Here is a 20,496-nt window from a genome sequence, read left to right as displayed (position 1 = left end):
GTCTAATGGCTTGCTCCGTTTACTACAGTTGTATAATCATCGTTCGCTATATGGAACTGCTCCAATGATAAGCTTGGAGAAGGAAGCGACCTGTTTGCCTCAGCTATCTTAGAAGCCAATAAATCTAAATCTAATCCCTGATTATTTTGGAAATTAGTAGCCAATGAAGTAACTATTCCGTTTGTAGTGGCCATACCACCGGAAGCGAATTTCTTTCCACCACCTAATTGATTTAACCAGGACAACAAAGGTCTGAACATTGATGTTGATCTCTTATTGATTATTGCCTCACCGCCTTCAGCTTCAAATCCGTGTTGGCCATTTATGGTAAATGGTATCCCACCTTCGTCATGGCTTGGACCTTCAAGTATATCACCTTTCTCAAACTTAACACCGGAAACTTTCGCAACGTTCAAGGCTCCGAAGGCTCCAGCTTTTAACGCTGCCAACTGTGCTCTAACAACAGAAGTCGGATCACCCGGAATAAGTTGTGATAAGTAAGCTTTCTGAATAGCAAGGAACATGTCAACAGAAGCAAGTGCTGCACTAAGCTGTTTATTCTCTCCAAAGAATCCAGTTGTTAATGCTCCAATATCACCGATAGCAGCTCGAGTGTTATCAATCTTAGCAGCATTGGTGTCGCGATCTAACTTTTCAGTGGCAGCTTTGAACTTTTTATTAATCAAGTCGATGCTTGCTCCAGTCTTTTCAGCATTGGCAACCTCAGCTAAACGTTGTTGTTCTAATCGTTGAAGCTGTATCTCTAAGTTTTCCTGAAAGATTAAATCTTCATAGGCTCGTTGGTTTTCAAGGTCAATCGTTTTTCTTTCAGTTTCGGCTTCATTCCTTGTAGCTTGAGCTTCATCTTTAGCTGCTTGAACATCATCCTGAATTTGTTTGATGGCCTGCTGATATTCATACTCGGATATCTGACCTTGCTCAAATCTGAGAGCTTCGAAGTTGCTTTGCTTCTCAGCAATTAAATCAAGACGACGTTGTTCTTCCTCAAGGGAAAGTTCGGAAAAGAATTTCTGTGCATCAATTTTCGATTTGTTGGAATCAATGAACGCATCCAGCTCTCTCGAGGCGTTGGTGATTACAGAATCGAGTTGTTTCTTCAGGAACTCATCTTTTGCATTGTTCTGATCTGTCAGTAACTTCAATTCATCTGCCTTGCTTTTCTCTGAAGCGTTAAACTCTGCCTGAGCGATTCTCAGCTTTCTATCGCGAATCTGCTCTGCTGTTTTCAATTCTTCCTGAAGTGACTTGGCGCGTATACCTTGCTGAGAAATGAACAAATCAAGTTCGGCTTTGGCCAACTTCGCTGCATCGTCTAAAGCTTTTTTTCTAGCTTCCTGTGCTTTCTTTCTTCTTTCTTCAGCAGCAGCTTCAGCTTTCTCAATAAGCGCGTTCTGTCTATTGATGATTTTCTCTTGCTCAGCTGTAGAACGAGCATAGATATCAATCTTAGCTTCCTCAGCTTTAGTAAGCATATCAACTTCTTCCTGAGTAATCTTTCCCTCGTTCAAAAGCTTGTAGGCGTACTCGACACCAAGACGTCTAAGGTTGGCTACTTCTTCCTCAACCAGTGCACCTTTGATTCTTGCATTCTCAATAGCGTTGTTGTATTCTTGTGTGGCCAAGTCTGAATTGGTTTTGAAGTTATCCCGGTTGAGCTTCTCTGCTTTTTGTAAAAGCGCGATTCTTTCTTCTTCCGATTTGCTTCTGTCTTTAGACTGGAGTATCAAACGGTCAATTTCTGCCTGTTGTCTTTTGTTGGCCACTGACTGGATGGCTTGTTGATCTGCTAAGTCTTGTTGAGCAGCTTTTAAATTGGCAGCAGCTACGGCAGCCTCTTCCATTTTGGAAGTGACTTCTTCAAGTGCACCAATCGGGTCAGATATGATATCACCGATTTTGCTAAACAAATCTCCCACAGATTTCAAGTTGGTAATAAAGCCAACGATTGTTTGTTGGATAACACGGATAACTGCTCCAAACGCTGCAAATCCCTGTTCGATTTTGTCAACTAGTGGGTCAAAGGTTTTGAAGTATCCAATTAGTAAAGCAATAGCGATAACGATAAGACCGATTCCTGTTGCTGCAACTGCTAAAGCAAATATCCTCATTGCTCCGGTTCCAACGTTGGTGGCTATGGTCAAACCTTTTTGAGCTCCTGCCATCCCTTCGGTTTCTGCTTTTGAAGTTTTCATGGCTTTCCAGTTAGCAGAGATACCATCGGTAAAAGGAGAAATAACTTTAGTTCCGATATCATACACTTTAGTCAGTCCTGATAGTTCCGAGCTGTAAAGTCCTGTTTCATTAATAGCATCGATTACCCCTTCCTTGTACCTTCCGATATTGAAGATTCGTTTATCTTCTTCAGAACCGGTCTTTTTCAAGAAGTCAGTATGCTCATCAATCTTTCTGTTGAGTTTATCCAATAGCTCAGCTTCTTCCTTGATGTTCACATTAAGCTCATCCTTAAGCTTATTCATCTCAGTGATGGCTTGCTTGGCTTTTAGCCTAGTAGTGTTTTCCTCATTGAGCAAAAGGTTGACTTTCTGAGAAATTGGAATAGCCTTGCCGTTGGCAGTTACCAAGGCTGAAACTACTTTCTGATTGTTATTGTACTCAGAGTTTAGTTTTTTGATACTGGCTTCAAGCTTAATAATCTCAGCGGTGTTGTCGCCTTCTGATTTTTTCAACCTATCCAGTTCCTCTCGATTCTTTTTTAAATTCTCGTTAAGTTCAACAGACTTTGCAATTACTGCATCTGTACCCAAATCAAGCTCAAGTAATTTATATTTATCTGCCATGGCTATTCTACTATTAATTTTAAAGTATTGCTTTTGATGCTTTGTAAACTTATCTTCTGACGAATCTCAACTTGTATTTCGTAGCTTCCAACCTCTGAAGGTTCAATCAGGAAAGAGTAAACATTCGCTTTCTTGATATCATTGTAATACAAATCATAATTGCTGCTGAAAATCTCATCCTGCCAAATTGTTACACTATCCCCTAAAGAGATTGTCATTTCGGTTTTGCCTAATCCGAAAGAGATCACTGGTTTTTTATTTCTCTGATTTGCTATCATACCACAAACTCCGCACTTTCTACGGCTCCTATTTTTATTTGAAACTTAATCGGGTCGCCAAAGATGGTACCAACTTCAGCATCAAAATTGTTGTCAGTGGCCAAGTATGAAACATAGTCAGACCAACCACCAAACATTAACGGGAATGTTCCCGTAGGTGTTTGATAGTAACGCATCATCAGCATAACAGGAAGAGGAACATCACTTGCAAATTCAATGTTATACGTTTTGCTCATTCCGTTATCAGTAACCATTTCGACTGCTGTTATCTCTAACTCGGTAATCACTGGCTCTTCATAGCAACTACCATCAAGCTCAATTGAATCCGTAAGGTTTGAATAAATAAACTCAAACGCTGTTGTGTTGTTTATTCTCAATCCGAACTTGTACCCGAAAGGATTTGCGGGAAATTGCGCCAAGCTGAAGGTTACGTTTCCACCAACAATAGCAGCTGTCTGAACTGGTAAGAAAACTGTTTCGGTATAAATGGTACCCGAAAAGACATCAAAGCTTCCAGCATAAACCACAAGTTCTAATTCTCCAGGTTCAGGATAATCAGTTGTAACCGGAATGATGATGCTACAGCTTTCGATTGTTGGCTCTCCAATTGAAATGGTGTAATCGATTGGGTCAACAGGGTTGCCAATCTGTCCAGCAGTATAGTAATCCACTTCTATCAGTTCCACGTTTGTTGGTCTACCTTTGACAAAGTTCTTGAACTTATTAACCAAGTAGTAAGAACCACGCTGTTTGATGTAAACCAAAGAGGCCATGTCGAAATTAAAGAACTCCAACATGCTCAGATGAACACTGTAGTTTAATAGTTTGGCTTTGTTGAATATGGCTAACATTGGAGCATACCAATCATTGAGAATACTGTTGTAGTCAAGTCTGTAGTATGATTCCCGATAGTAGAAAGCATTTGTTTCATCTCCACCAAGGATAGTACTTCCAACGGTTATACTTGAATTTACTTTCTCGGACCGCATAAAATAAAAACGACCATCCAAATCTTTGTACTCAATGGAATTATCTTCTTTGATCTGCTTTTCCCAAATCTTGTAAATGTTGCTTCCGTTCAAGAATTTAGATTTTAATCTTTCCGGAGAAAAAATTGCACTTGAGAAAATTGTCACTTCTTCATCAAGGTTCTCGTTATCAATAGTGATGAATCCATCATTGTGCTTCATGTTATCATCATTGTACTTTTTCTTGAAAAGGTTTCGTTTGGCGTACTTCCCAAAACTGTATTTTTCTCCAAGCCAAACAGGGTTCTTGTTACTCCAGTCCACAATCTTTGATGTCTGAAGTAATTCGTAACTGGTAAGGAAGTTAACATTGTTGCTGTATTTATCCTTGAATGGCGTGAGGCCAAAGTCAACGAGTATCTGTCGAACAAAGTCCGTCACCTTGTAATCGATGAAAGCCTGGTCAAAACCTAAAGAGTATCCGTCTATCTTTACAACGGTAGTAGTTACCGGTCCACCTGAAAGAAAACTCATAAAGGTCGGTGTAACCTGAGCGATTAGTTGAGAGTCTGAATCCATTCTCACTAATTGAACCAATACTCTTTCTCCAACATTCAAGTAAATGTCTTTGTAGTTGGCTGTAGAGATATCCACATAGTTTGATGATACTGTCGCGCCAAGTGAATCTACAACCACAAGTCTAACCCTAGATGATGTGATGACACCTGCATCACTTGCAAGTTCGAAAACTCCGGCTGTAAAAGAATAACGATAAAGACCCGCTTGAACTGCTCCAGTTGTAAAAACATAATATGCTGGGTCAATGGCTGCGCTTGATGTGTTAGGAAGAAATAGACAGTAAGTAACACTTCCGATAAAAACTCCAGCTGTGCCAACTGGCCACTCAACCACATCTGTAACATAGGTTCCAAACTGTTCTGTAACTTCATTCACTATCGGAGTTTCTAATGATACTGGCTTTGGATATGACAACCAAAGGTTATTGAACTTCTCATGGCTAAATACTGAGCCTGAGTAAGTCCAACCCAAGAAAGCAAATATTCTATCCCAAATGTATTTTACTGATGCGCTCGGTACCTGAAAATCGATATTAGCATTTGAATCAACAGTTAGGTTGTTACCGTTGTAATCTGCCAAATTGTATCTGTATGGTAAGCTAGTATCATTCCACGTCTCCACAACTGAAGAAATGCTTTTGACATGATTTAGATCAGTAACTCCGATATCGGTTATGGTTAGATTCTCTATGGCTTTGTAGAAATCAATAATACCGTCGTAAATGGTTACTGAATAATCCGCTGTAGTTTCATTTAGAACCGCCCAACCTTTGTAAACCAAATGCACACCATTGTCCGCATCAATAACATCACAAGCTACTTTTCGATAAGGAAGCAATGACTGACTACCTACATTGCCTACATAATCAAAAATGCGTTTGTTCCGAGCTGATTTCGGAAGCTTGATAGTTGGGGAAAAGCTAGAGTTACGCGTAGTCAAATCAGCAATGTCATTGGCTTGCTTATTGAATGGAAAGCTGAGTTTGTCTTTCTGCTCTACCTCATTACCGTTTATGTAAACTTTATAACTCATAGTTGTTGGCCGTATCTTATTGGAAGCTCAAAATCTACTTCCATTTCGTAAAATTTAGTATTTGGCTTTCTCATCACGAAAGAATTTGATTTGATCGTAACCTCAATCCAATCATTAACTGATGACCGGGAATAACGTTCTCCGACAAACAGCATTATCTTGATGGCTTCACTCAGGCCATCGACAACCGTTTTGTCAGCTTGGTCAAGTTTCTTGTAGAAGCACTTTAGTGTATCCTGAGTTGTCTTTCCAATCTGAAGCGTTGGCGAAATAGTATCTTCAAGGTTGTCATTGTCATTATCAAGCTCGGCCATGTATCGACTGCCTCTATTTCTGAAATGTTGCTCAGAGAAAAGCCAGTAATTCCAACGGCCGTATTTGTTCAGCCACTTAATGTACACGCCACAATCAGAATCCATCTTGGTCAAATTGATAATCGGGTCCATTAAAGTTGCATCATGCTCAATCCTCAAAACATTCAGACCTAAATCAAGTGGAAGAATATCTTCAATTGAAACATCAGTTCTTCCATCACCAAAATACAGAGCCGTTACATCGCCTTTGGCCGTGAATGTATAATCAAGCGCATTGGTTGTATTCTTCAGCTTGAAATCATCATCCGGAAAATTGGTGTAGAATGAAAACTCAAAAGGATATCCCGACCAAAATTTCAAATCAACAGTATTGTTAGATCTATTTTGAACAGGAGATAAAACCAAGTAATCAGAATCAGCAATCAGCATCTCGTTTTTCTTGTAGGTTTCCAATTGTTCGGCACCAGCCAAGAACTTCAAAGACTTAGTTATTGTCTCATAGCTGTTATCCTTAAAGATAATTTTGAAGTTGATCACATTAGCAATGTAGCATCCATCTGAAACATCGTAAGTGAAAGTACTGGCATCACCTGAGTCTATATCTGTGACAAGGTCATCAGCAAAGTTCTTGGTGTTTATTGCAGCAGTAACATAATCCTTGATGTTGAAGAAGAAGTCACCGCTCGGACTTGGATAGATGATTGCTACCTTTCCAAACAAAGTGATTTCACACGTCAAAGCGATGAGCGCTGATGTAGACTTGAGAAGCACAATGTTGTTATTGTAAGCCATCAACAACTTAGTTGTCGAAATGTCTTGATTAAATTCTATAGCCATGTACGAGTTCAATTAAAAATTTGATGAAAGAGAATAAACACCATACAATTCCGTAGGTGATAAGTACTCTGCTGATTTTGTTTCTTCGGTTTTTCATTATGCTGCTCTTAAAATTTCTACTACATCTGATTGTATTCTGCTTAGGATATTCGGTCCTAACTCCTGAAGCATTTCCTGAATGTCATTGCCAAGGAAGTCATCAACTACACTCGACACGACAGCGCCTTTGTTAAACTGATTCGGTACCTTAATACCTTCTTTAGCAATCTTACGCGCAATCAAAAAAGCAAACTGGCTTTTCTTCTCCCTGAAGATTGCAGGTAAACCTTGCTTTGTATCAATCCACTCTTCAATTACTTTTCGCGGTGGGAACTTGCCCGGTTCTCTTCCATGTTCCATGAATTGAGAATGATAAGCTCCGAACATTATAAGCTTGTCTCCTTGAACATCGGCCTGAAGCTCCTGAGCATATTTACCTGAAGCACGCAAACCGAGTTCTTCATACTTGGCGATCAACTTCAATCGAAGCCTCTCGAGATACTTCTGATATATTTGCTCATTTGTCATGCTGGGACATTTACACTGAATTGAATTTTGACACCATCAAGGTTGTTGTCATAAATATTCTCAACCTCAATCATCTTCCACCTGGTCACTTGGTAGTTATCACAATCGGCAAGCTTATCACAAAACGACATGGCCAATGCTTTCAGGTTCTTGATGTGGGTTTCGTACTTGTATTCATAACTGCCATCGCTCAATTTAGAAGAAGCCAAAATCAACATCTCTCCGTCGAACTTCATTCGCTCGACACCTGAGTACTGATTAAATGTCGGGTCGTCATCAATCCACAATACTTTGAAATACTTGTTACGCTGTTCAAATTGCTTGTTTTCATCTTTGGGATGGTCAGCCAAGTTTTGCCATTCATCTTTGCCATAGGCATAGTGATACAGTTGGTCTGCCGGTGGAGCGGCATTCATGCCACTAACTAGGTTTTTTATTTTTTCTTGCAGCATTCTCTTGGTATTTTTTGTTGATATCGCTTAATAATTTTGAATGAGCCATTTCCCTGAAAATTATAGTGTATGGCAACTTCAGATATTTGTCTTGCTCCAATAAATCGGGACACATGGCTTTTAGCGAATTGTAATAACCATACTCTTGCAACTCTTCAGCTCCCGCGTCTATTTCTTCCTGAGTCAGTTCCGAATGAAGCCTTTCTTCTTCCGCAGCATTTAACTTGGCCAACTCATCTGTGATAAAATTTAGGCACGAAAACACGTTTAGTATCTCCAGCAACATGAATTCCTTTTCACTAACATTATAGACCAGGTTCATCGCTTCGAAAAGATTATCTTCAGACAAAGCTTTTCTGATCATTAGAATATCCTGCCAAGGCAAATTCCAAAAGTTGTTACTCTTTGGCTGGAGCTCCTTGTACTTCCTGAATGGTCTGTACTTTCTCAGAACAGGATTTGGCTTGAGATAGTTACTGACCACATCTTTGATGAAGTTGAGCTGCTCAATGTTGAACTGTTCATAATCCAACATCCTTGGACGTGCCAATAGCAGCTTATCTAATTCGTAGACGATTTTCCCCATGTTCCTGTTGGTTTAGAATCATAATAAACAAAGTAGCCACCTGCTTCAGTGATGTGGTCAAAGCCACTCTTCTTGTCAGGTTCGCCATTCTTATACGTTTGTTTCTCCAGTGCTTCCGTGTACACTGGACATTGGTCAGTATTGCAGTAATAATATTTATTACCGTTGGCATCCAAAAAAGCGAGATTCATTGAATTTACTCGGTCTTTTACAAAAGGATTCTTGGATAACTTACGTACTACGAAATTAGCAGCTTTCAATAAGTCTATATCAGAACGTCCACTAGATACTCGATTGTCACCTGAAGCATCAGGATATATGATAATCTTGTAACCTGAATACTTAGATTTGATTAGGCCAATCAATTCGGCTGTGTCATATGCGTTGACAAACTCATCAACTGCCGATTTAATCCGGACTTTCTTTTTGATGATAGTTTTTTCAGCAGAAAACCAGTCAACCTCTTTCTCATCTACGACATGCACAACTGCATTCATCTTAGTAACGTTGAAATCCATTCCGATATGAAGAACGTCATTTGCCTGAACTGTTCTATTGGTGTGATTTGCTTTTCTATCAAACCTATGATAAACATTTCCGGTCGTTAAATTTACGAATTCTCCATTAAGATAAGCTTCTAATTGCTGAGGCGTGTAACTGTCTTGGAGTGTTTCTATGTAATCATCGGGTAAAAACGGGTTGTCCTTCGTTTTTCCCTTTATGATACGTCTGTTGGGCTTGTTATCGCTGACAAAGAATTTATAAGCCCATTTAAAACCTTCAGGCGTTCCCACAACATCTGTCTTATTGGTATCTCCGTTGGGCAGTTTCTTACGGTTACGAGCAATAATCTTCTTGAAAGCTATATCCATATTGTCAGTAGAAAGTAAATCGGTCTCATCAATCAAACTATATCCAACCTCATAACCTACAATCCGATCGGGATTCATAAGTGAGCGCATGATTATCTTTCCGTATGGCGTGTAGTAGGTATGCTTTGATTTATCCAGTCGGAAGCCACACCCCATCTCTTTCATTATTTCCTCAAAACGTTCATAGGCCACGTCTTCAATCAATCCATAAGTAGGCATATAGTAAGCAACGGCAATGCCAGGATATTCAAGTTTCTTCTTGACTACCTTCAGGATACCTGCCTGAGTCTTTCCAGAACCGTAACCGGCAATCAAAGCAGTATGTCGCTCATCCGATTCCAAGAACTCAGCTTGGTGTACTAATACGTCAATCTCCTTTTCCTGTGGCTGCATGTATAACTTTGAATTTTACGGCAGTAACCTTGTCCATGCTCAAATTAATATCCTTTGGTAGCTCGAGCCCTTCGAGCTTTATGATTTCCTTTTCAACTGCCATTATTGCCTGAATACCTGCTGGAGTACCTTTGTATTCGTCCTTGAGAGTTCGAACCAATTGCTTCATCTGTGCGATTTTCATATCACGCTTCATATCAATATTGATTCCTTCAATCTTCTTCCAGCTTTCGTATGCTTCACGAACATAACGCTGAGCTTGTCGGATATCAATATCCCATCGCTCTGCTGCATTCTTTACAATAAGGCGGTCTTGAACTCCTTCGATAATCCAACCCTGAATAATGAATATGCGCTTCTCCTTTTCAATTTTGGTTGAACGTGCTATTGCTTTTTTATCGGTACTCATTCGTCAGGAAATAAAGCGTTAATGATTTCGATAAGGTCTTTCTGTTCCTGAATGACTGCTCGAACTCTTGCGGCTTCTTCCTCACGTTTTAGTTTGATTGACTCGGGTAGTGTATCGAGTGTGTTGGCACTTAACGTATTCAAAAGCTCCACTTTGTTCAACATCCTTTTGTTCAGTAAATCCTTTACCGGTTTGATTGTTGCTGCCATGATTTCTATTTGCTTTTTTTCGTCCATTACCCTGATGTATGAAGCATCAAAGTTAATGGAAATTTATATTACTCCTTCTCGTTTCTCAATTTGAATCATCTCCTTTGACTTCCAAGCATTGGTAAATTGCTTATCCTGAAACAACTTACTGAATCCAGTAATGTGCTTCAGCTTCAGAAGTTCTTCCGGTTCCATTCCTAACTCATTGCAGATGTCGTGGTCTTGCCATCCGTTCTTCAGCATTTCGTAAACCATGTTACTCATTCCGTTGATGGAGTGTTCACCTCTTGCACGATTATGACGGACCGTCGAGGCCATTCGATTGTTGATGTCGGAATTCAGCACAACGATTGGTAGCATTCCAAGATTACGCTCAAGGATATCAGGTTTACTCTTGCAAGTGAAGTAACGGTGGAAGCCATCGACAATGATGAACTTATCAATCTTCTCATCATAGATGGTAACCACTGGCTGTGTGTAGCCATCATGTTTGATGGAAGTATAGAGTAAGCTCATTTCTTTACCTGCTACGCTGTTCGGGTTGTAGTCATTGGCCTGTACCTTATCGATTGGTATCCACATTACGTTGTTTACTGGTTGGTCTTTTAATGGAGACAGTTCGTGAAGCATTAGCTTTAAAGCTTCGATAGTAATTAGCTTTTCGGTAGTATCTTCTACTGAAGCAATCAGTTCGTGAAATAATTGAAGTATCTTATCCATGGATGAATTTGTTTTTCTTTTGTGGTAATGTTCCGTTCTTGTTATAATGGCGCCAAGCATTCAGTTCCGGATTACGTTCCCAGTTGCTCAGCTTTGTAAATTCAAAGTCATTTACAACGACAGTCGTGACCATCATCTTGTAAAGACCATCTTTGTTGTGGACCAGGTTCTCATACTTCTTTTCCAAAGCTTCGAACTTCTTGGCATATACTTTCTGCTTGGCCACATCTGTAATCAGGTTCTCAAGTAAGTAAAAAGCATATTCGCGCCAAGACTCGAACTCTTCAGGTAAATCGGTGATAGCTGCTATTGCATCATTCTTCAAATGCTTGATTGTGTTGATACCCGATAACCTACGCGAAAGCTTTTCCCATGTTTGCGGTTCTACTTCCTGAAGATAGAGCAATGACTTGAGCGCTGTTTCGTGATGAAGGTTCGACACACGCATACTCTGAATCTTGATGCCATGACGATATTGAGCGTTGTAGATATCATTATACGGCCAACCGTTATCGTGAATCGCTTTCCACACGTCCACATAAATCCAGTCGTAGATCGGATAGAAAGTAAAGTGTTCTTTCTTCCGGTTCAGGATTTTGCCGTAAGTGATGTGCTTGTAAGTTGCTGCAGTTGTCAAGGCCACATATCGGGTTGGTGATTCCTCACATCGTACACCCGCGATGTAACACGCTTTGTCATTCGGGAAATAGTAATCAAGAACCTTGGTAAACATATCGTGAAATCGGTCGGTACCAAATACATTCTCCTTGATTGAAATCGGGTCTTTCTCACGCATCCATTCTTTTCCCGGTTCCCAACATTCCAACCATTCCTCTGAATGACTTGTGGCGTTGAATATCTTGAAGTGCATCTGCAACCATATTGGATTGACCTCAGGCATATACATGATATCTCGCACATGATCTGCGGTAGCTTGAAACTCTGCTTCTTGGTCCAACCACATTACGGATAACGGTAGTCGGTTTCTTTTCTTGGCTTCCTCAAGGGCAAGGTTGAACACAACACAGCTGTCTTTTCCACCGGACATACCAACAACTACATTCGGGAACTCATTGAACAGATATTCAATGCGCTTCTTGGCAGCCTCGTAAACGTTTATCTTTTGGTAAATCTTCATAGTATCCTGCGTGTTATTACAGCGTGCTTCAATCGTCCAATGGTTCGGGTGACTGCATAGCAATAACCATCAGCGTAATACTTCTTATCTCCTATGATATCAACAAACCTGTTGAAAGCTTGGTAGTCGTTTGCGTTCTTGTCGATGAGAACCGACATTCCTGGTCGCTGATGAAAAACATCAGTCCATTTGTTGCTATTGATGAAGTGCTGCACATCCATCGTTATGAGTTTTTAATATGAAATTCATGGCCACATTCAGGACAGATAACATCAAGCGTCTCAGCAATACCATTTCCAACACTCATATTGCCTTTGGCTTTTTCCATGTCCTCAGCAGTAACACTATCGGAATTGAATGATGGCATTAAGTTAGGATTGAAGTTTTCAGCTGGAAGATCAAGTCCGAACTCGATAAGCTGTTCAGAACCGAATTCTGATTTAAGTATTTCCCAATCCCACTCTCCGAAATTGTTGTTGTCCTTAATCAAGAATTCTCTTTGTTTTTCTTCAGACCAATCAACTTTTATAACCGGAACAGTAATCCATCCAGCTTTTTGCATTGCTTTGAGTCGCATGTTACCACCAATGACGATGTTATACTTGTTAATGATTATTGGCCTTGCATTGGCCATTTCGGGAAAGTCTTGTAATGACTTGACTAGCTGATTAAACTTGGCTTCCGAGATTATTCGGGGATTGCTTGCATGAGGAAAGACTTCTTCAATTTTGATTTGTTGTAGTTTCATTGGCCGTTAGATTTGAATTATTGATTACGACATTGGTTGACACAAAAGTAATAATATTTATTACAGTTATAAATAAAAAAAAGCTACTCGGATGATGAGTAGCTTTTTGGATGATGATTCGATTAATTTACCTGACGGGTCTGAGTCTATACAGTACTGGTGTGACTACCTTGACAGACTGTGTTCCTGAGGGTACGATTGACAACCTGTAGAACTTCATGGCTGATGGTGTGACGGTAAACGCTACGCTCTGTGTTGCTACGTTGGTTACTGTGTAAGATGAGGGAGAACCTACATCGACATAGTTTGTTCCATCGATAGAGCCTTGAAGCTTTACTGTTGCAGCAGCTGTTCCTGAAATCTTAGTAAAGGTTGGCTGTACAACGATTACGTCTTGAAATCCATCGATAGTTCCATACTGATACTTAGTTACAGCATCTGTGATGGTGTCGGTAACTGCATGGTTGATGGTTGATTTGAAGTTACCTAGTCCATTGGTAATTCGGAATGTTTGTGCCTGTGTGACCGTTAAGGTGAATAGGCAGATTAAGATTAAGAATTTTTTCATGTTACATGAGTTTTAGTTTAAAAATATTTTAACGTTGGTCAAATGTAGTAATAAATATTATTACATAGCGAAGTGGTTAATTTCAATTGACTATTTGAGAAGAAAGTCCTTTGGTTTTTCTATCTGTTCAAATTCAATTACCCAAACGAAAGAATTCTTTACCCATGAAGTTGGTCCGTTTATCTTTTGCCACAATGTGTGAAAGGATACTATTGGGAATACCTCTGTATCATGTTTTACTGCATAGGAACGAAAGGCCATCATACCTTCAGGATTGATTCTTTCAATGCCTTCAGCGATAGCATCTGTTTCAGTGATGTCATTCAGGCGTTCTACTCTGATTGATTTTATCTGAAGAAACAATCGACATGCTTCTTTTGGCATGTGGATGGATGGCTTCCATTTAACTTTAGGCATTTGATTTTCTCTGACTTTATAAAACTCTTCGTGTCCGGCAATAAATTCGTATCCCGCTATTTCTTTTGTGTCACAGTGACGTAAGATTCTAAACTTTTCCCGAACCCAAAGAACATCCCCAACTTGTCCATACGGTTTGTCGTTCCATGGAGTATGAATTCCAGAATATCGCAAATTACCATTTGACAATTTACAACCGGGTGCATCGAAGTAAAGTCCGTTTGGTGTTTCTTTAGGCTGTGGTTTCAAAACTCTACGTGTCTGTGTCTTGGTTCCGTTTAAGATAGCCTGAACCATTGGCGTACTGAATAGTATTGGTTTTGTTTTCATGGTAGTTTGATTTTAAGCTTTTCTTTTACTTCATCCCAATCCATTGAATCAGGATAAACCACATAGTTCTTTGCTTCAGAAAGCATATTGGCAATGTTACTTTTGTCGTAGTCATTCGATTTGAATTGGTACTTCTTCTGAGTCATACCATACTCCGTTGACATTTACTCTCATAACTTTATTTTTATTTTTTACGGTTTTCCGTAATGATTATTAATTCTTTTTAATTGGTTCGTCTAGTATATCCCTAACCCTTTTCTCAAAGAGTTTCTTTTGTCGCTTCATCTTCCAAATAGGAATCTGAAACTTATCCCGGTCTTTCCCTGATGCTGGAAACAAGTTGCCATTTGATTTCATGGTTTTGAAATAAAACCGACAGGATTTTGCGGTTACTAGTCCTGTCGGTTAGTTCTTAGCTATGCTTTCTTAGATTTCTTTTTATCAGCGACTGGTTCAGGTTTCAACTTCTCCAACTTACCCTGAAGCTCTTTGATTCTTTCTTCAGCTCTAGCAATACGTTTGTTAGCAATTTCCAACTGCTCAGCTTCAAATGAATCAATTTCTTTTTTTGAATACTCATTTAGCATCCTTACATAAAAAACGTTCTGAACAACATTGTCATGGCTTCCTATTGCTGTTGGTAGTGTATTTACAAAGAAGATTCGGGAAATCTGATTGTATTGCTCCTTAGTGAAGTCATGCGTTTTAGCTGTATCATAGTTCAGGTCAATGATATTCTTTTTGATTTCACTGTTACCATAGTACCCAAGCTTCTCAATCATTGCATAACATAAGGCGTTTATTTCGTTTTGAGATAAATCTCCTTTGCTTTCTTTGATGGCTTTAGTAGGTAGCTCTCTAATTTTCTGCCAAACCTTTTCTCCATCCAGTTCCAAAGCTCTAGCTTGTCGCTCTTTTATCTTTGTAATTTCTTCAGAGATTTGGATTTGCTCTTCATTCATTGGCTCCTTTCCATTGCCTGATGAAGCAGCTACTTCCATTTCAACCGTAGCTTTAATCTTCAATGAAACATCCATGTACTCACCCTCATATTGGCCACTGACACAAAATGCTTTTGCAGGTGTTTCGCTAAGTCTAGGTGGAGTATTCCATTCGTCATACTGCTTGAGTATCTTAACTCCAAACTGTTTGCAAAGCTGAATGATAAAGTCATCAGGCTTGGAGTAACCCGCTATAAAAACAACCTGTTCTCCATCATTGATAATTCTAGCAACTTCTTTGTGAAACACCGCTTGTGTTTTCTTTTCAAAGCAAGTACTATCGAAGCAAACATCATCTTGCATGTCAGCAAACAGAACCGGATTAGCTCCGCTTCGCTTCGGGCAATTTGTACAAGCTCCACAGTCTTTCAATAGCTTATCGTCGTTGATATCAAACTTTGCAGTTGAGAGCTCTGTAGTATCATCCTCAGTTTTTTCCTTGATATCCGAAAGCGTTCCGTAGTTCGGGTCATCAGTACTGCCATTCCAAGGTTTGGCATCATCGTATATCTCCATTTGCTTTTCTGCTGTACATCTTGCAATGAGAACAGCATGGCCAATACCTAAGTATCCAGCCAAGAAGTCTGTCCGTATCTCTTCGATAAGGTCAACTAGTTTTAAACGCTGAGCAATGAAGCTCTCAGTCTTGGCCATCTTAGCAGCTATGTCGAACATGGAATACTTTCCGCTATCAAGCATTCTTTTAAAGGCATCAGCTTCATCCAGTGGATGAACATCTTTTCGCTCCAGGTTCTCAACGATCTGCATCTCGAAAGCTTCATCATGTGTAAGGTCACGTACGTTACATGGAATAGTTTCAAGTCCCGCCTTTACAGAAGCGCGGTATCTTCTTTCTCCACAAACAAGCTCATACTTTGCTTTATTGTTTGAGTTTAATGGTGGTACTGGTCTTACGAGAATCGGCTGGAGTATTCCATGCTCTTTGATACTTTCCGTAAGTTCTTGCAATGCCTTTTCTTCAAAGGTCTTTCTTGGGTTGGTGGTTGATACTACAATCTCTTCGATACGTATCATTTTTAAATCGGCAATTTGTGTGCTCATGTAATTAAATTTGATTGTTATTAATTGTTAATTGTTCTGTTGTTACACTTCCTGCTTTGTGAAGCTTTGCGATTCTTGATTCAACCAAGTCACGTTGTGCTCTTGAGAGTTGGCTTTTCTTCTGAAGAATAAGTTTATACTCTTCGATAAGCTCTTGGCGATTCATTTTTTCTACTGTATTTTTCATTTTGTCTACTGTATTTTTCATTTTGGTAATAATATTTATTACAAGTTACTTAAAAAAAGCTCTATATCCTGAGCCAAATCGGAATAATTCAAGGCAGTATATCGTAATATTTTCCAACCCTGAACCGTTGCTAAATTGTACTTCTTCACGTCTTTAGTATATCCACCAACCGTGGTATGTCCTGACTTATCAGAGAAGATACCCTCATACTCAATGGCCAACTTTAAAGAAGGAATTGCCCAATCAAATCTGTATTTTCTTTTCTCATCAAACTGATGTTCGGTGACATAGTAAGGGATGATATCGTGTTGATGAAAAGACTTTAGAATAAAACCAATTGCATTTTTTTCAATGGATATCTTCTCAACTTTTATCGGTGGAGGTTTTAAATGAGACATGACTATATCGGTGTTGATTTTAATCTGCTCATCTACTTTAAAACCTTTATTCTTCAAGTTTACTAGGTCATCATCATTCCAGCGCTTACCCATTGATTTGCTTTTTGAATTCTTCAAAGTCATTCTTGAATTGCTTCAGGTAATCGCTCACGAATATGCTCTTACACTTGTTGGCCACAATCGCTATCCATTTACCTGAGTTGGCTCGCTCTTGAGCATTGTTGTAGATTTCTACCAAATGCTTTCTTCTACCACTCTTTTCAATTTCTTGCTTCAGGCCTGCCATGTGAATCTTAAACTGCTCATTGTACTTTGCAATCTTTTCCGCTTTTGATAAGGCCAATTTACTTTCAAGCTCTTCGTACAGCAACCAAGCATCCGTTGAGTAATCGTTCTCAACGATATCATCGAAAACAGATTTCAGGAATTCATTTCTGATCTGCAACTTCTTTTCTTCACTTGCACCGGTTGGCGCATTGAGTTTCATTAAATCACTCTTTGCAGTTTGGTAGGCGGGATTTGTTTTCTTCCATTCCATGTATGATATCAATACTTTGCTGGTAGTGTTGATGCTCAGCTCGGGAAGCATATTGATTTCCTTTCCTTCAGTATCCAACAGCTCTCGAGCCATTGCCATCTTAAATGCCTGATAAACTTCTCCGGGTCTTAGGCTGCTGAACTTTGGAGTTGTGGCCAAGAACACAAGCCAGTCTTTTGCCATGCCTTCGTTTTTATCACGGACCTGAAGCAATCGGATAACATCGTTTGTCAGCTTTGTTTTTGTTTCAACAGTTGCTTCATGAATACTGACCTGGGATATTTCCATTCTCAGCGTCATCGGTAAGTTGTTGAATAAGGTCGTTGGTATTGATGCTGGCATGTTGGTACCCTGAATTAGAGTTTGCGGTTCCTGAGTTATTAAATTTTCCATCTTTGGGTTGGTTTACGATTGTATCAAATTTTGCTGAGAGATTTGTAATAAGAAGATTGGCTTTTAACCATTCATCTTTGAGAGCATTATCGATGAACTTATTGAATGTTTTCAAAGCTGCTAATTCATCCCAGTCTTTTTCGTTTTTAGTTTTGTACATTTTCTCAAGTCTGAGAATAATTGATTTCAAATTGGCTGCATTGGCTTTATTGAAAGTCGGCTTGGATGTTGTTACTTCTTCATAACGTCTAAACCATATATCAACAAATGAACTCCAGTATTTTGTTGGTTCTTTTTCCACCGGTGCTTTAGCATCGGAAGAAGAATTTGTTTTAGTTTTAGTTTTATGTTTTAGTTTATCTTTAGTCATAAACGACCCCGAGCCAACCTCGTTAGTAACCTCGTTACCAACCTCAACACTAACCTCATTAGTAACCTTTAAAAATTCTTTCAAGGTGTATGTAACATTTGCAGAACCGTTTTGGCTTTTGAAATCAATTAATCCAGCTTGCTTTAATCTGTTTCGGCTGTTATTCAGAGTTGGGTAACTGATTCCTAAATCGGCTGTGATTTTAGAATTGTTGCGCTTGAACGAAGGCATCCAGTTTACCTTATTATTTACCTCTAATAGATAGAAGTAAACGGCAATGGTAGTTGTTGGAAATACTTCTACATCATGCGAACGCCAAAAACCCTTAATCTGTTCTATGTAATTCATTGGCTTATAATTGTTCTAATTCTGTGGTATTTATTTTGCTTTGGTAGATATGGTAATTATTCTCAATCACAATTACATTCTTGACTCTTCTCTTCAGGTAAATGGCTATCGCTTCTTTCTGATCGGCATTATATAAATTCATGTCTCCGATTCCATTTTGTGAAGGTATCTTGCTTATTGGCTGAATACCCAATTCATATACCCTGTTATAAATCCACTGCTCATTTTGACCGAAGTGCTCTGCTAGTTCCTTAATAGTGAAAAGCATTACTTGAAGAGTTTAATTACGTTATCGATAAAACTCATTTCCATTTCATCAGTTCCACCAGTGATGGCATTACCAATGTGGCGCTTCTCCTGAATCATTTCATACATCTCCTGATCAATAGTATCCTGACCAAGAAAGTAAGTACACATGACATTGTTCTTTTGTCCAATCCTGTGAGCTCTATCTTCACACTGAGCGCAGTCGGCATACGTCCAAGGGTATTCGATGAAAGCTACTCTACTGGAAGCCGTCAATGTAATACCAACACCCGCAGCTTTTATGTTACAAACAATCAGCTGAACATTCGGGTCTTTCTGAAAGCTGTCAATTGATTTCTGTTTTTCCTCAGATGATAACCTACCATTGACACTAACTGCACCAGGGAACAATCTTCTTATCTCATCCCCAATCTCATGAAGATTATGGAACAGGATAAGCTTCTCTCCGGATTCAATTACTTCATTGATGAATTCTTTAACCTCATTGATTTTACCTTTGGCAGATATCTGCTTCAGTACTCCCATCCTTACCATGATTTCTCCACGAAGCTTTCGAGCGATCTCTTCATTATCACAACCATTATCTTCCATCCACTTCACAAAGTCATTCTTGGCCTTGTTGTACTCAGCTCTCGTTGTGATATCACAAAGAATTGTTTGGCGCTGTTTGTCGGGCAAGTCCTTGGCAACGTCTTTCTTTTCACGTCTGAAGAAACAATGCTTGTTAAGCATGAAGTTCAATTCTTTAAGGTTGGATGCTCCGGTACCACCTTCACAATAACGCTCACGAAAAACCTTTTCATCTTTTAGTTTGCCGATGATGGCCAACTGAGGAAGCGCATCGATAGGTTTGTTGACAATCATTGTCCCGGTTAAACCAATTCGGTAGTTCTTTCCGATGGCAATCTGCAAAGCAATTTTTGTTTGCTGAGTGTTACGGTCCTTACATCTGTGTATCTCATCAATGATTACTGAATTAAATAGTTTGACCTTTGGATTCATTTCGATTTCTGAGGACTTGTAACGAGCTTTGTCAGGCATCTTAAGTACAAAGTACTTCTTCAGGCTTTCGTAGTTTACAATGAACACATCGATGCCAGCAACCTCATGGTAACGATGCCACGTGTCCTTGATTTTATCTTCAAGAAGCATGGCTTTTTTTCCGGTCCACATTTCCCACTCACGTTTCCAATTGATTTTTGTCGAGGCGGGACATATAACCAAGCAAGGGAAAACAGTTTCATTATTGAACTTATCTGCTGTATAAAGTGTGGCAATTGATTGAAGTGTTTTTCCAAGTCCTTGCTCATCACCGTTAATGAAACGCTTCAGTTCCAAACCTCTTGCTACGCCTTGAAGTTGGTAAGGTCGTGGGATATGTCCGTTTTCTTTATTCACTATGTCTAGCTGATATTCTAGCTCAGGCATTGGTGGTATTTCTCCAACTTCTTCAGGAGTATGTGTCTGAGCGAATAACCATTCAGCACGTGTTTTCTCCTTAACAAGTTCGAGATCTGATTTTTTAGAAAACGGAACTATCCACAACTTACGAGTCCAATCGAAACGAGAACCATCTATCATTCGGATAAGATTTACATTCCGGTCTTTGAACCGGTTGAATTCTATCTTTACGTGAAATTCTGTTGGATGCTCTATGATTTGCATTTTGCTCTATTAAAATTTGATTGTTTGGTTT

Annotated in this window: 25 protein-coding genes; 1 reads left to right on the top strand and 24 read right to left on the bottom strand. The window is 39.4% G+C overall.

Annotated features, from left to right (window positions below; all coding sequences use genetic code 11):
* Positions 1-2: 2 nt before the first annotated feature.
* From ACULEU_RS03675 to ACULEU_RS03620, 12 genes are all read right to left on the bottom strand, one after another.
* The gene (locus tag ACULEU_RS03675) at positions 3-2,819 is read right to left on the bottom strand and encodes a hypothetical protein (RefSeq protein WP_445454102.1); all 2,817 of its coding nucleotides are present in this window, start codon (positions 2,817-2,819) and stop codon (positions 3-5) included.
* 2 nt (positions 2,820-2,821) lie between these two features.
* Positions 2,822-3,097 carry a hypothetical protein gene (locus ACULEU_RS03670; protein WP_445454101.1) on the bottom strand — a complete coding sequence of 92 codons (276 nt, stop codon included), beginning with the start codon at positions 3,095-3,097 and terminating at the stop codon, positions 2,822-2,824.
* Positions 3,094-5,676: a hypothetical protein gene (locus tag ACULEU_RS03665; RefSeq protein WP_445454100.1), complete on the bottom strand. Its 2,583-nt coding sequence runs from the start codon at positions 5,674-5,676 to the stop codon at positions 3,094-3,096. Before ACULEU_RS03665 ends, ACULEU_RS03670 begins: the two co-directional genes overlap by 4 nt.
* Positions 5,673-6,827 carry a hypothetical protein gene (locus ACULEU_RS03660; protein ID WP_445454099.1) on the bottom strand — a complete coding sequence of 385 codons (1,155 nt, stop codon included), beginning with the start codon at positions 6,825-6,827 and terminating at the stop codon, positions 5,673-5,675. Before ACULEU_RS03660 ends, ACULEU_RS03665 begins: the two co-directional genes overlap by 4 nt.
* A gap of 96 nt (positions 6,828-6,923) precedes the next feature.
* The gene (locus ACULEU_RS03655) at positions 6,924-7,394 is read right to left on the bottom strand and encodes a hypothetical protein (protein ID WP_445454098.1); all 471 of its coding nucleotides are present in this window, start codon (positions 7,392-7,394) and stop codon (positions 6,924-6,926) included.
* Complete coding sequence (locus tag ACULEU_RS03650; protein ID WP_445454097.1) at positions 7,391-7,810, bottom strand: hypothetical protein; 420 nt, start codon at positions 7,808-7,810, stop codon at positions 7,391-7,393. The genes ACULEU_RS03655 and ACULEU_RS03650 overlap by 4 nt, the downstream gene beginning before the upstream one ends.
* Positions 7,811-7,814: 4 nt before the next feature.
* Complete coding sequence (locus tag ACULEU_RS03645) at positions 7,815-8,432, bottom strand: hypothetical protein (RefSeq protein ID WP_445454096.1); 618 nt, start codon at positions 8,430-8,432, stop codon at positions 7,815-7,817.
* Positions 8,408-9,697, bottom strand: a complete 1,290-nt coding sequence (locus tag ACULEU_RS03640; RefSeq protein WP_445454095.1) for a phage terminase large subunit — start codon at positions 9,695-9,697, stop codon at positions 8,408-8,410. Before ACULEU_RS03640 ends, ACULEU_RS03645 begins: the two co-directional genes overlap by 25 nt.
* A complete protein-coding gene (locus ACULEU_RS03635; protein WP_445454094.1) occupies positions 9,672-10,106 on the bottom strand; it encodes a hypothetical protein in 435 nt (144 codons plus the stop codon). The genes ACULEU_RS03640 and ACULEU_RS03635 overlap by 26 nt, the downstream gene beginning before the upstream one ends.
* Positions 10,103-10,342, bottom strand: a complete 240-nt coding sequence (locus tag ACULEU_RS03630) for a hypothetical protein (RefSeq protein WP_445454093.1) — start codon at positions 10,340-10,342, stop codon at positions 10,103-10,105. The genes ACULEU_RS03635 and ACULEU_RS03630 overlap by 4 nt, the downstream gene beginning before the upstream one ends.
* Positions 10,343-10,378: 36 nt before the next feature.
* A complete protein-coding gene (locus ACULEU_RS03625) occupies positions 10,379-11,035 on the bottom strand; it encodes an IbrB-like domain-containing protein (RefSeq protein ID WP_445454092.1) in 657 nt (218 codons plus the stop codon).
* The gene (locus ACULEU_RS03620; RefSeq protein ID WP_445454091.1) at positions 11,028-12,173 is read right to left on the bottom strand and encodes a phosphoadenosine phosphosulfate reductase domain-containing protein; all 1,146 of its coding nucleotides are present in this window, start codon (positions 12,171-12,173) and stop codon (positions 11,028-11,030) included. Before ACULEU_RS03620 ends, ACULEU_RS03625 begins: the two co-directional genes overlap by 8 nt.
* Before the next feature lie 23 nt (positions 12,174-12,196).
* On the opposite strand from ACULEU_RS03620, the gene ACULEU_RS03615 reads away from it, so the two are divergent.
* Positions 12,197-12,415, top strand: a complete 219-nt coding sequence (locus ACULEU_RS03615; protein ID WP_445454090.1) for a hypothetical protein — start codon at positions 12,197-12,199, stop codon at positions 12,413-12,415.
* Here the strand turns inward: ACULEU_RS03615 and ACULEU_RS03610 are convergent.
* The 12 genes from ACULEU_RS03610 to ACULEU_RS03555 form a co-directional block, all read right to left on the bottom strand.
* On the bottom strand, positions 12,397-12,921 hold the full coding sequence (locus tag ACULEU_RS03610; protein ID WP_445454089.1) for a ParB N-terminal domain-containing protein: 525 nt from the start codon (positions 12,919-12,921) through the stop codon (positions 12,397-12,399). The genes ACULEU_RS03615 and ACULEU_RS03610 overlap by 19 nt on opposite strands.
* A 127-nt stretch (positions 12,922-13,048) precedes the next feature.
* Positions 13,049-13,489: a hypothetical protein gene (locus ACULEU_RS03605; RefSeq protein WP_445454088.1), complete on the bottom strand. Its 441-nt coding sequence runs from the start codon at positions 13,487-13,489 to the stop codon at positions 13,049-13,051.
* A gap of 90 nt (positions 13,490-13,579) precedes the next feature.
* Entirely contained in the window at positions 13,580-14,236 is a 657-nt protein-coding gene (locus ACULEU_RS03600) for a hypothetical protein (RefSeq protein WP_445454087.1), read from the bottom strand.
* Positions 14,233-14,400, bottom strand: coding sequence for a hypothetical protein (locus ACULEU_RS03595; protein WP_445454086.1), 168 nt, complete (start codon positions 14,398-14,400; stop codon positions 14,233-14,235). The genes ACULEU_RS03600 and ACULEU_RS03595 overlap by 4 nt, the downstream gene beginning before the upstream one ends.
* 49 nt (positions 14,401-14,449) lie before the next feature.
* On the bottom strand, positions 14,450-14,593 hold the full coding sequence (locus tag ACULEU_RS03590) for a hypothetical protein (RefSeq protein WP_445454085.1): 144 nt from the start codon (positions 14,591-14,593) through the stop codon (positions 14,450-14,452).
* Positions 14,594-14,652: 59 nt separating this feature from the next.
* Complete coding sequence (locus ACULEU_RS03585) at positions 14,653-16,299, bottom strand: ParB/RepB/Spo0J family partition protein (protein ID WP_445454084.1); 1,647 nt, start codon at positions 16,297-16,299, stop codon at positions 14,653-14,655.
* A gap of 4 nt (positions 16,300-16,303) precedes the next feature.
* Complete coding sequence (locus ACULEU_RS03580) at positions 16,304-16,507, bottom strand: hypothetical protein (protein ID WP_445454083.1); 204 nt, start codon at positions 16,505-16,507, stop codon at positions 16,304-16,306.
* Between the two features lie 17 nt (positions 16,508-16,524).
* Positions 16,525-16,977 (bottom strand): hypothetical protein, encoded by a 453-nt coding sequence (locus ACULEU_RS03575; protein ID WP_445454082.1) that lies wholly within the window; start codon positions 16,975-16,977, stop codon positions 16,525-16,527.
* The gene (locus ACULEU_RS03570) at positions 16,970-17,722 is read right to left on the bottom strand and encodes a hypothetical protein (protein WP_445454081.1); all 753 of its coding nucleotides are present in this window, start codon (positions 17,720-17,722) and stop codon (positions 16,970-16,972) included. Before ACULEU_RS03570 ends, ACULEU_RS03575 begins: the two co-directional genes overlap by 8 nt.
* A complete protein-coding gene (locus ACULEU_RS03565) occupies positions 17,682-18,533 on the bottom strand; it encodes a hypothetical protein (RefSeq protein WP_445454080.1) in 852 nt (283 codons plus the stop codon). The genes ACULEU_RS03570 and ACULEU_RS03565 overlap by 41 nt, the downstream gene beginning before the upstream one ends.
* A 4-nt stretch (positions 18,534-18,537) precedes the next feature.
* Positions 18,538-18,801, bottom strand: a complete 264-nt coding sequence (locus tag ACULEU_RS03560; RefSeq protein WP_445454079.1) for a hypothetical protein — start codon at positions 18,799-18,801, stop codon at positions 18,538-18,540.
* Positions 18,801-20,465, bottom strand: a complete 1,665-nt coding sequence (locus ACULEU_RS03555; protein ID WP_445454078.1) for a DEAD/DEAH box helicase — start codon at positions 20,463-20,465, stop codon at positions 18,801-18,803. Before ACULEU_RS03555 ends, ACULEU_RS03560 begins: the two co-directional genes overlap by 1 nt.
* Between the last annotated feature and the right edge of the window lie 31 nt (positions 20,466-20,496).

It is taken from the genome of Flavobacterium sp. 25HG05S-40 (assembly GCF_052654735.1).
Note: the sequence above shows the minus strand (reverse complement) of the source record. Positions and strands in the feature narration are given on the sequence as shown.

Excerpts from the sequence above, each read along its gene's own strand:
- ACULEU_RS03675 (WP_445454102.1), bottom strand. The coding sequence starts at position 2,819 with ATGGCAGATAAATATAAATTACTTGAGCTTGATTTGGGTACAGATGCA.
- ACULEU_RS03670 (WP_445454101.1), bottom strand. The coding sequence starts at position 3,097 with ATGATAGCAAATCAGAGAAATAAAAAACCAGTGATCTCTTTCGGATTA.
- ACULEU_RS03665 (WP_445454100.1), bottom strand. The coding sequence starts at position 5,676 with ATGAGTTATAAAGTTTACATAAACGGTAATGAGGTAGAGCAGAAAGAC.
- ACULEU_RS03660 (WP_445454099.1), bottom strand. The coding sequence starts at position 6,827 with ATGGCTATAGAATTTAATCAAGACATTTCGACAACTAAGTTGTTGATG.
- ACULEU_RS03655 (WP_445454098.1), bottom strand. The coding sequence starts at position 7,394 with ATGACAAATGAGCAAATATATCAGAAGTATCTCGAGAGGCTTCGATTG.
- ACULEU_RS03650 (WP_445454097.1), bottom strand. The coding sequence starts at position 7,810 with ATGAATGCCGCTCCACCGGCAGACCAACTGTATCACTATGCCTATGGC.
- ACULEU_RS03645 (WP_445454096.1), bottom strand. The coding sequence starts at position 8,432 with ATGGGGAAAATCGTCTACGAATTAGATAAGCTGCTATTGGCACGTCCA.
- ACULEU_RS03640 (WP_445454095.1), bottom strand. The coding sequence starts at position 9,697 with ATGCAGCCACAGGAAAAGGAGATTGACGTATTAGTACACCAAGCTGAG.
- ACULEU_RS03635 (WP_445454094.1), bottom strand. The coding sequence starts at position 10,106 with ATGAGTACCGATAAAAAAGCAATAGCACGTTCAACCAAAATTGAAAAG.
- ACULEU_RS03630 (WP_445454093.1), bottom strand. The coding sequence starts at position 10,342 with ATGGACGAAAAAAAGCAAATAGAAATCATGGCAGCAACAATCAAACCG.
- ACULEU_RS03625 (WP_445454092.1), bottom strand. The coding sequence starts at position 11,035 with ATGGATAAGATACTTCAATTATTTCACGAACTGATTGCTTCAGTAGAA.
- ACULEU_RS03620 (WP_445454091.1), bottom strand. The coding sequence starts at position 12,173 with ATGAAGATTTACCAAAAGATAAACGTTTACGAGGCTGCCAAGAAGCGC.
- ACULEU_RS03610 (WP_445454089.1), bottom strand. The coding sequence starts at position 12,921 with ATGAAACTACAACAAATCAAAATTGAAGAAGTCTTTCCTCATGCAAGC.
- ACULEU_RS03605 (WP_445454088.1), bottom strand. The coding sequence starts at position 13,489 with ATGAAAAAATTCTTAATCTTAATCTGCCTATTCACCTTAACGGTCACA.
- ACULEU_RS03600 (WP_445454087.1), bottom strand. The coding sequence starts at position 14,236 with ATGAAAACAAAACCAATACTATTCAGTACGCCAATGGTTCAGGCTATC.
- ACULEU_RS03595 (WP_445454086.1), bottom strand. The coding sequence starts at position 14,400 with ATGTCAACGGAGTATGGTATGACTCAGAAGAAGTACCAATTCAAATCG.
- ACULEU_RS03590 (WP_445454085.1), bottom strand. The coding sequence starts at position 14,593 with ATGAAATCAAATGGCAACTTGTTTCCAGCATCAGGGAAAGACCGGGAT.
- ACULEU_RS03585 (WP_445454084.1), bottom strand. The coding sequence starts at position 16,299 with ATGAGCACACAAATTGCCGATTTAAAAATGATACGTATCGAAGAGATT.
- ACULEU_RS03580 (WP_445454083.1), bottom strand. The coding sequence starts at position 16,507 with ATGAAAAATACAGTAGACAAAATGAAAAATACAGTAGAAAAAATGAAT.
- ACULEU_RS03575 (WP_445454082.1), bottom strand. The coding sequence starts at position 16,977 with ATGGGTAAGCGCTGGAATGATGATGACCTAGTAAACTTGAAGAATAAA.
- ACULEU_RS03570 (WP_445454081.1), bottom strand. The coding sequence starts at position 17,722 with ATGACGCTGAGAATGGAAATATCCCAGGTCAGTATTCATGAAGCAACT.
- ACULEU_RS03565 (WP_445454080.1), bottom strand. The coding sequence starts at position 18,533 with ATGAATTACATAGAACAGATTAAGGGTTTTTGGCGTTCGCATGATGTA.
- ACULEU_RS03560 (WP_445454079.1), bottom strand. The coding sequence starts at position 18,801 with ATGCTTTTCACTATTAAGGAACTAGCAGAGCACTTCGGTCAAAATGAG.
- ACULEU_RS03555 (WP_445454078.1), bottom strand. The coding sequence starts at position 20,465 with ATGCAAATCATAGAGCATCCAACAGAATTTCACGTAAAGATAGAATTC.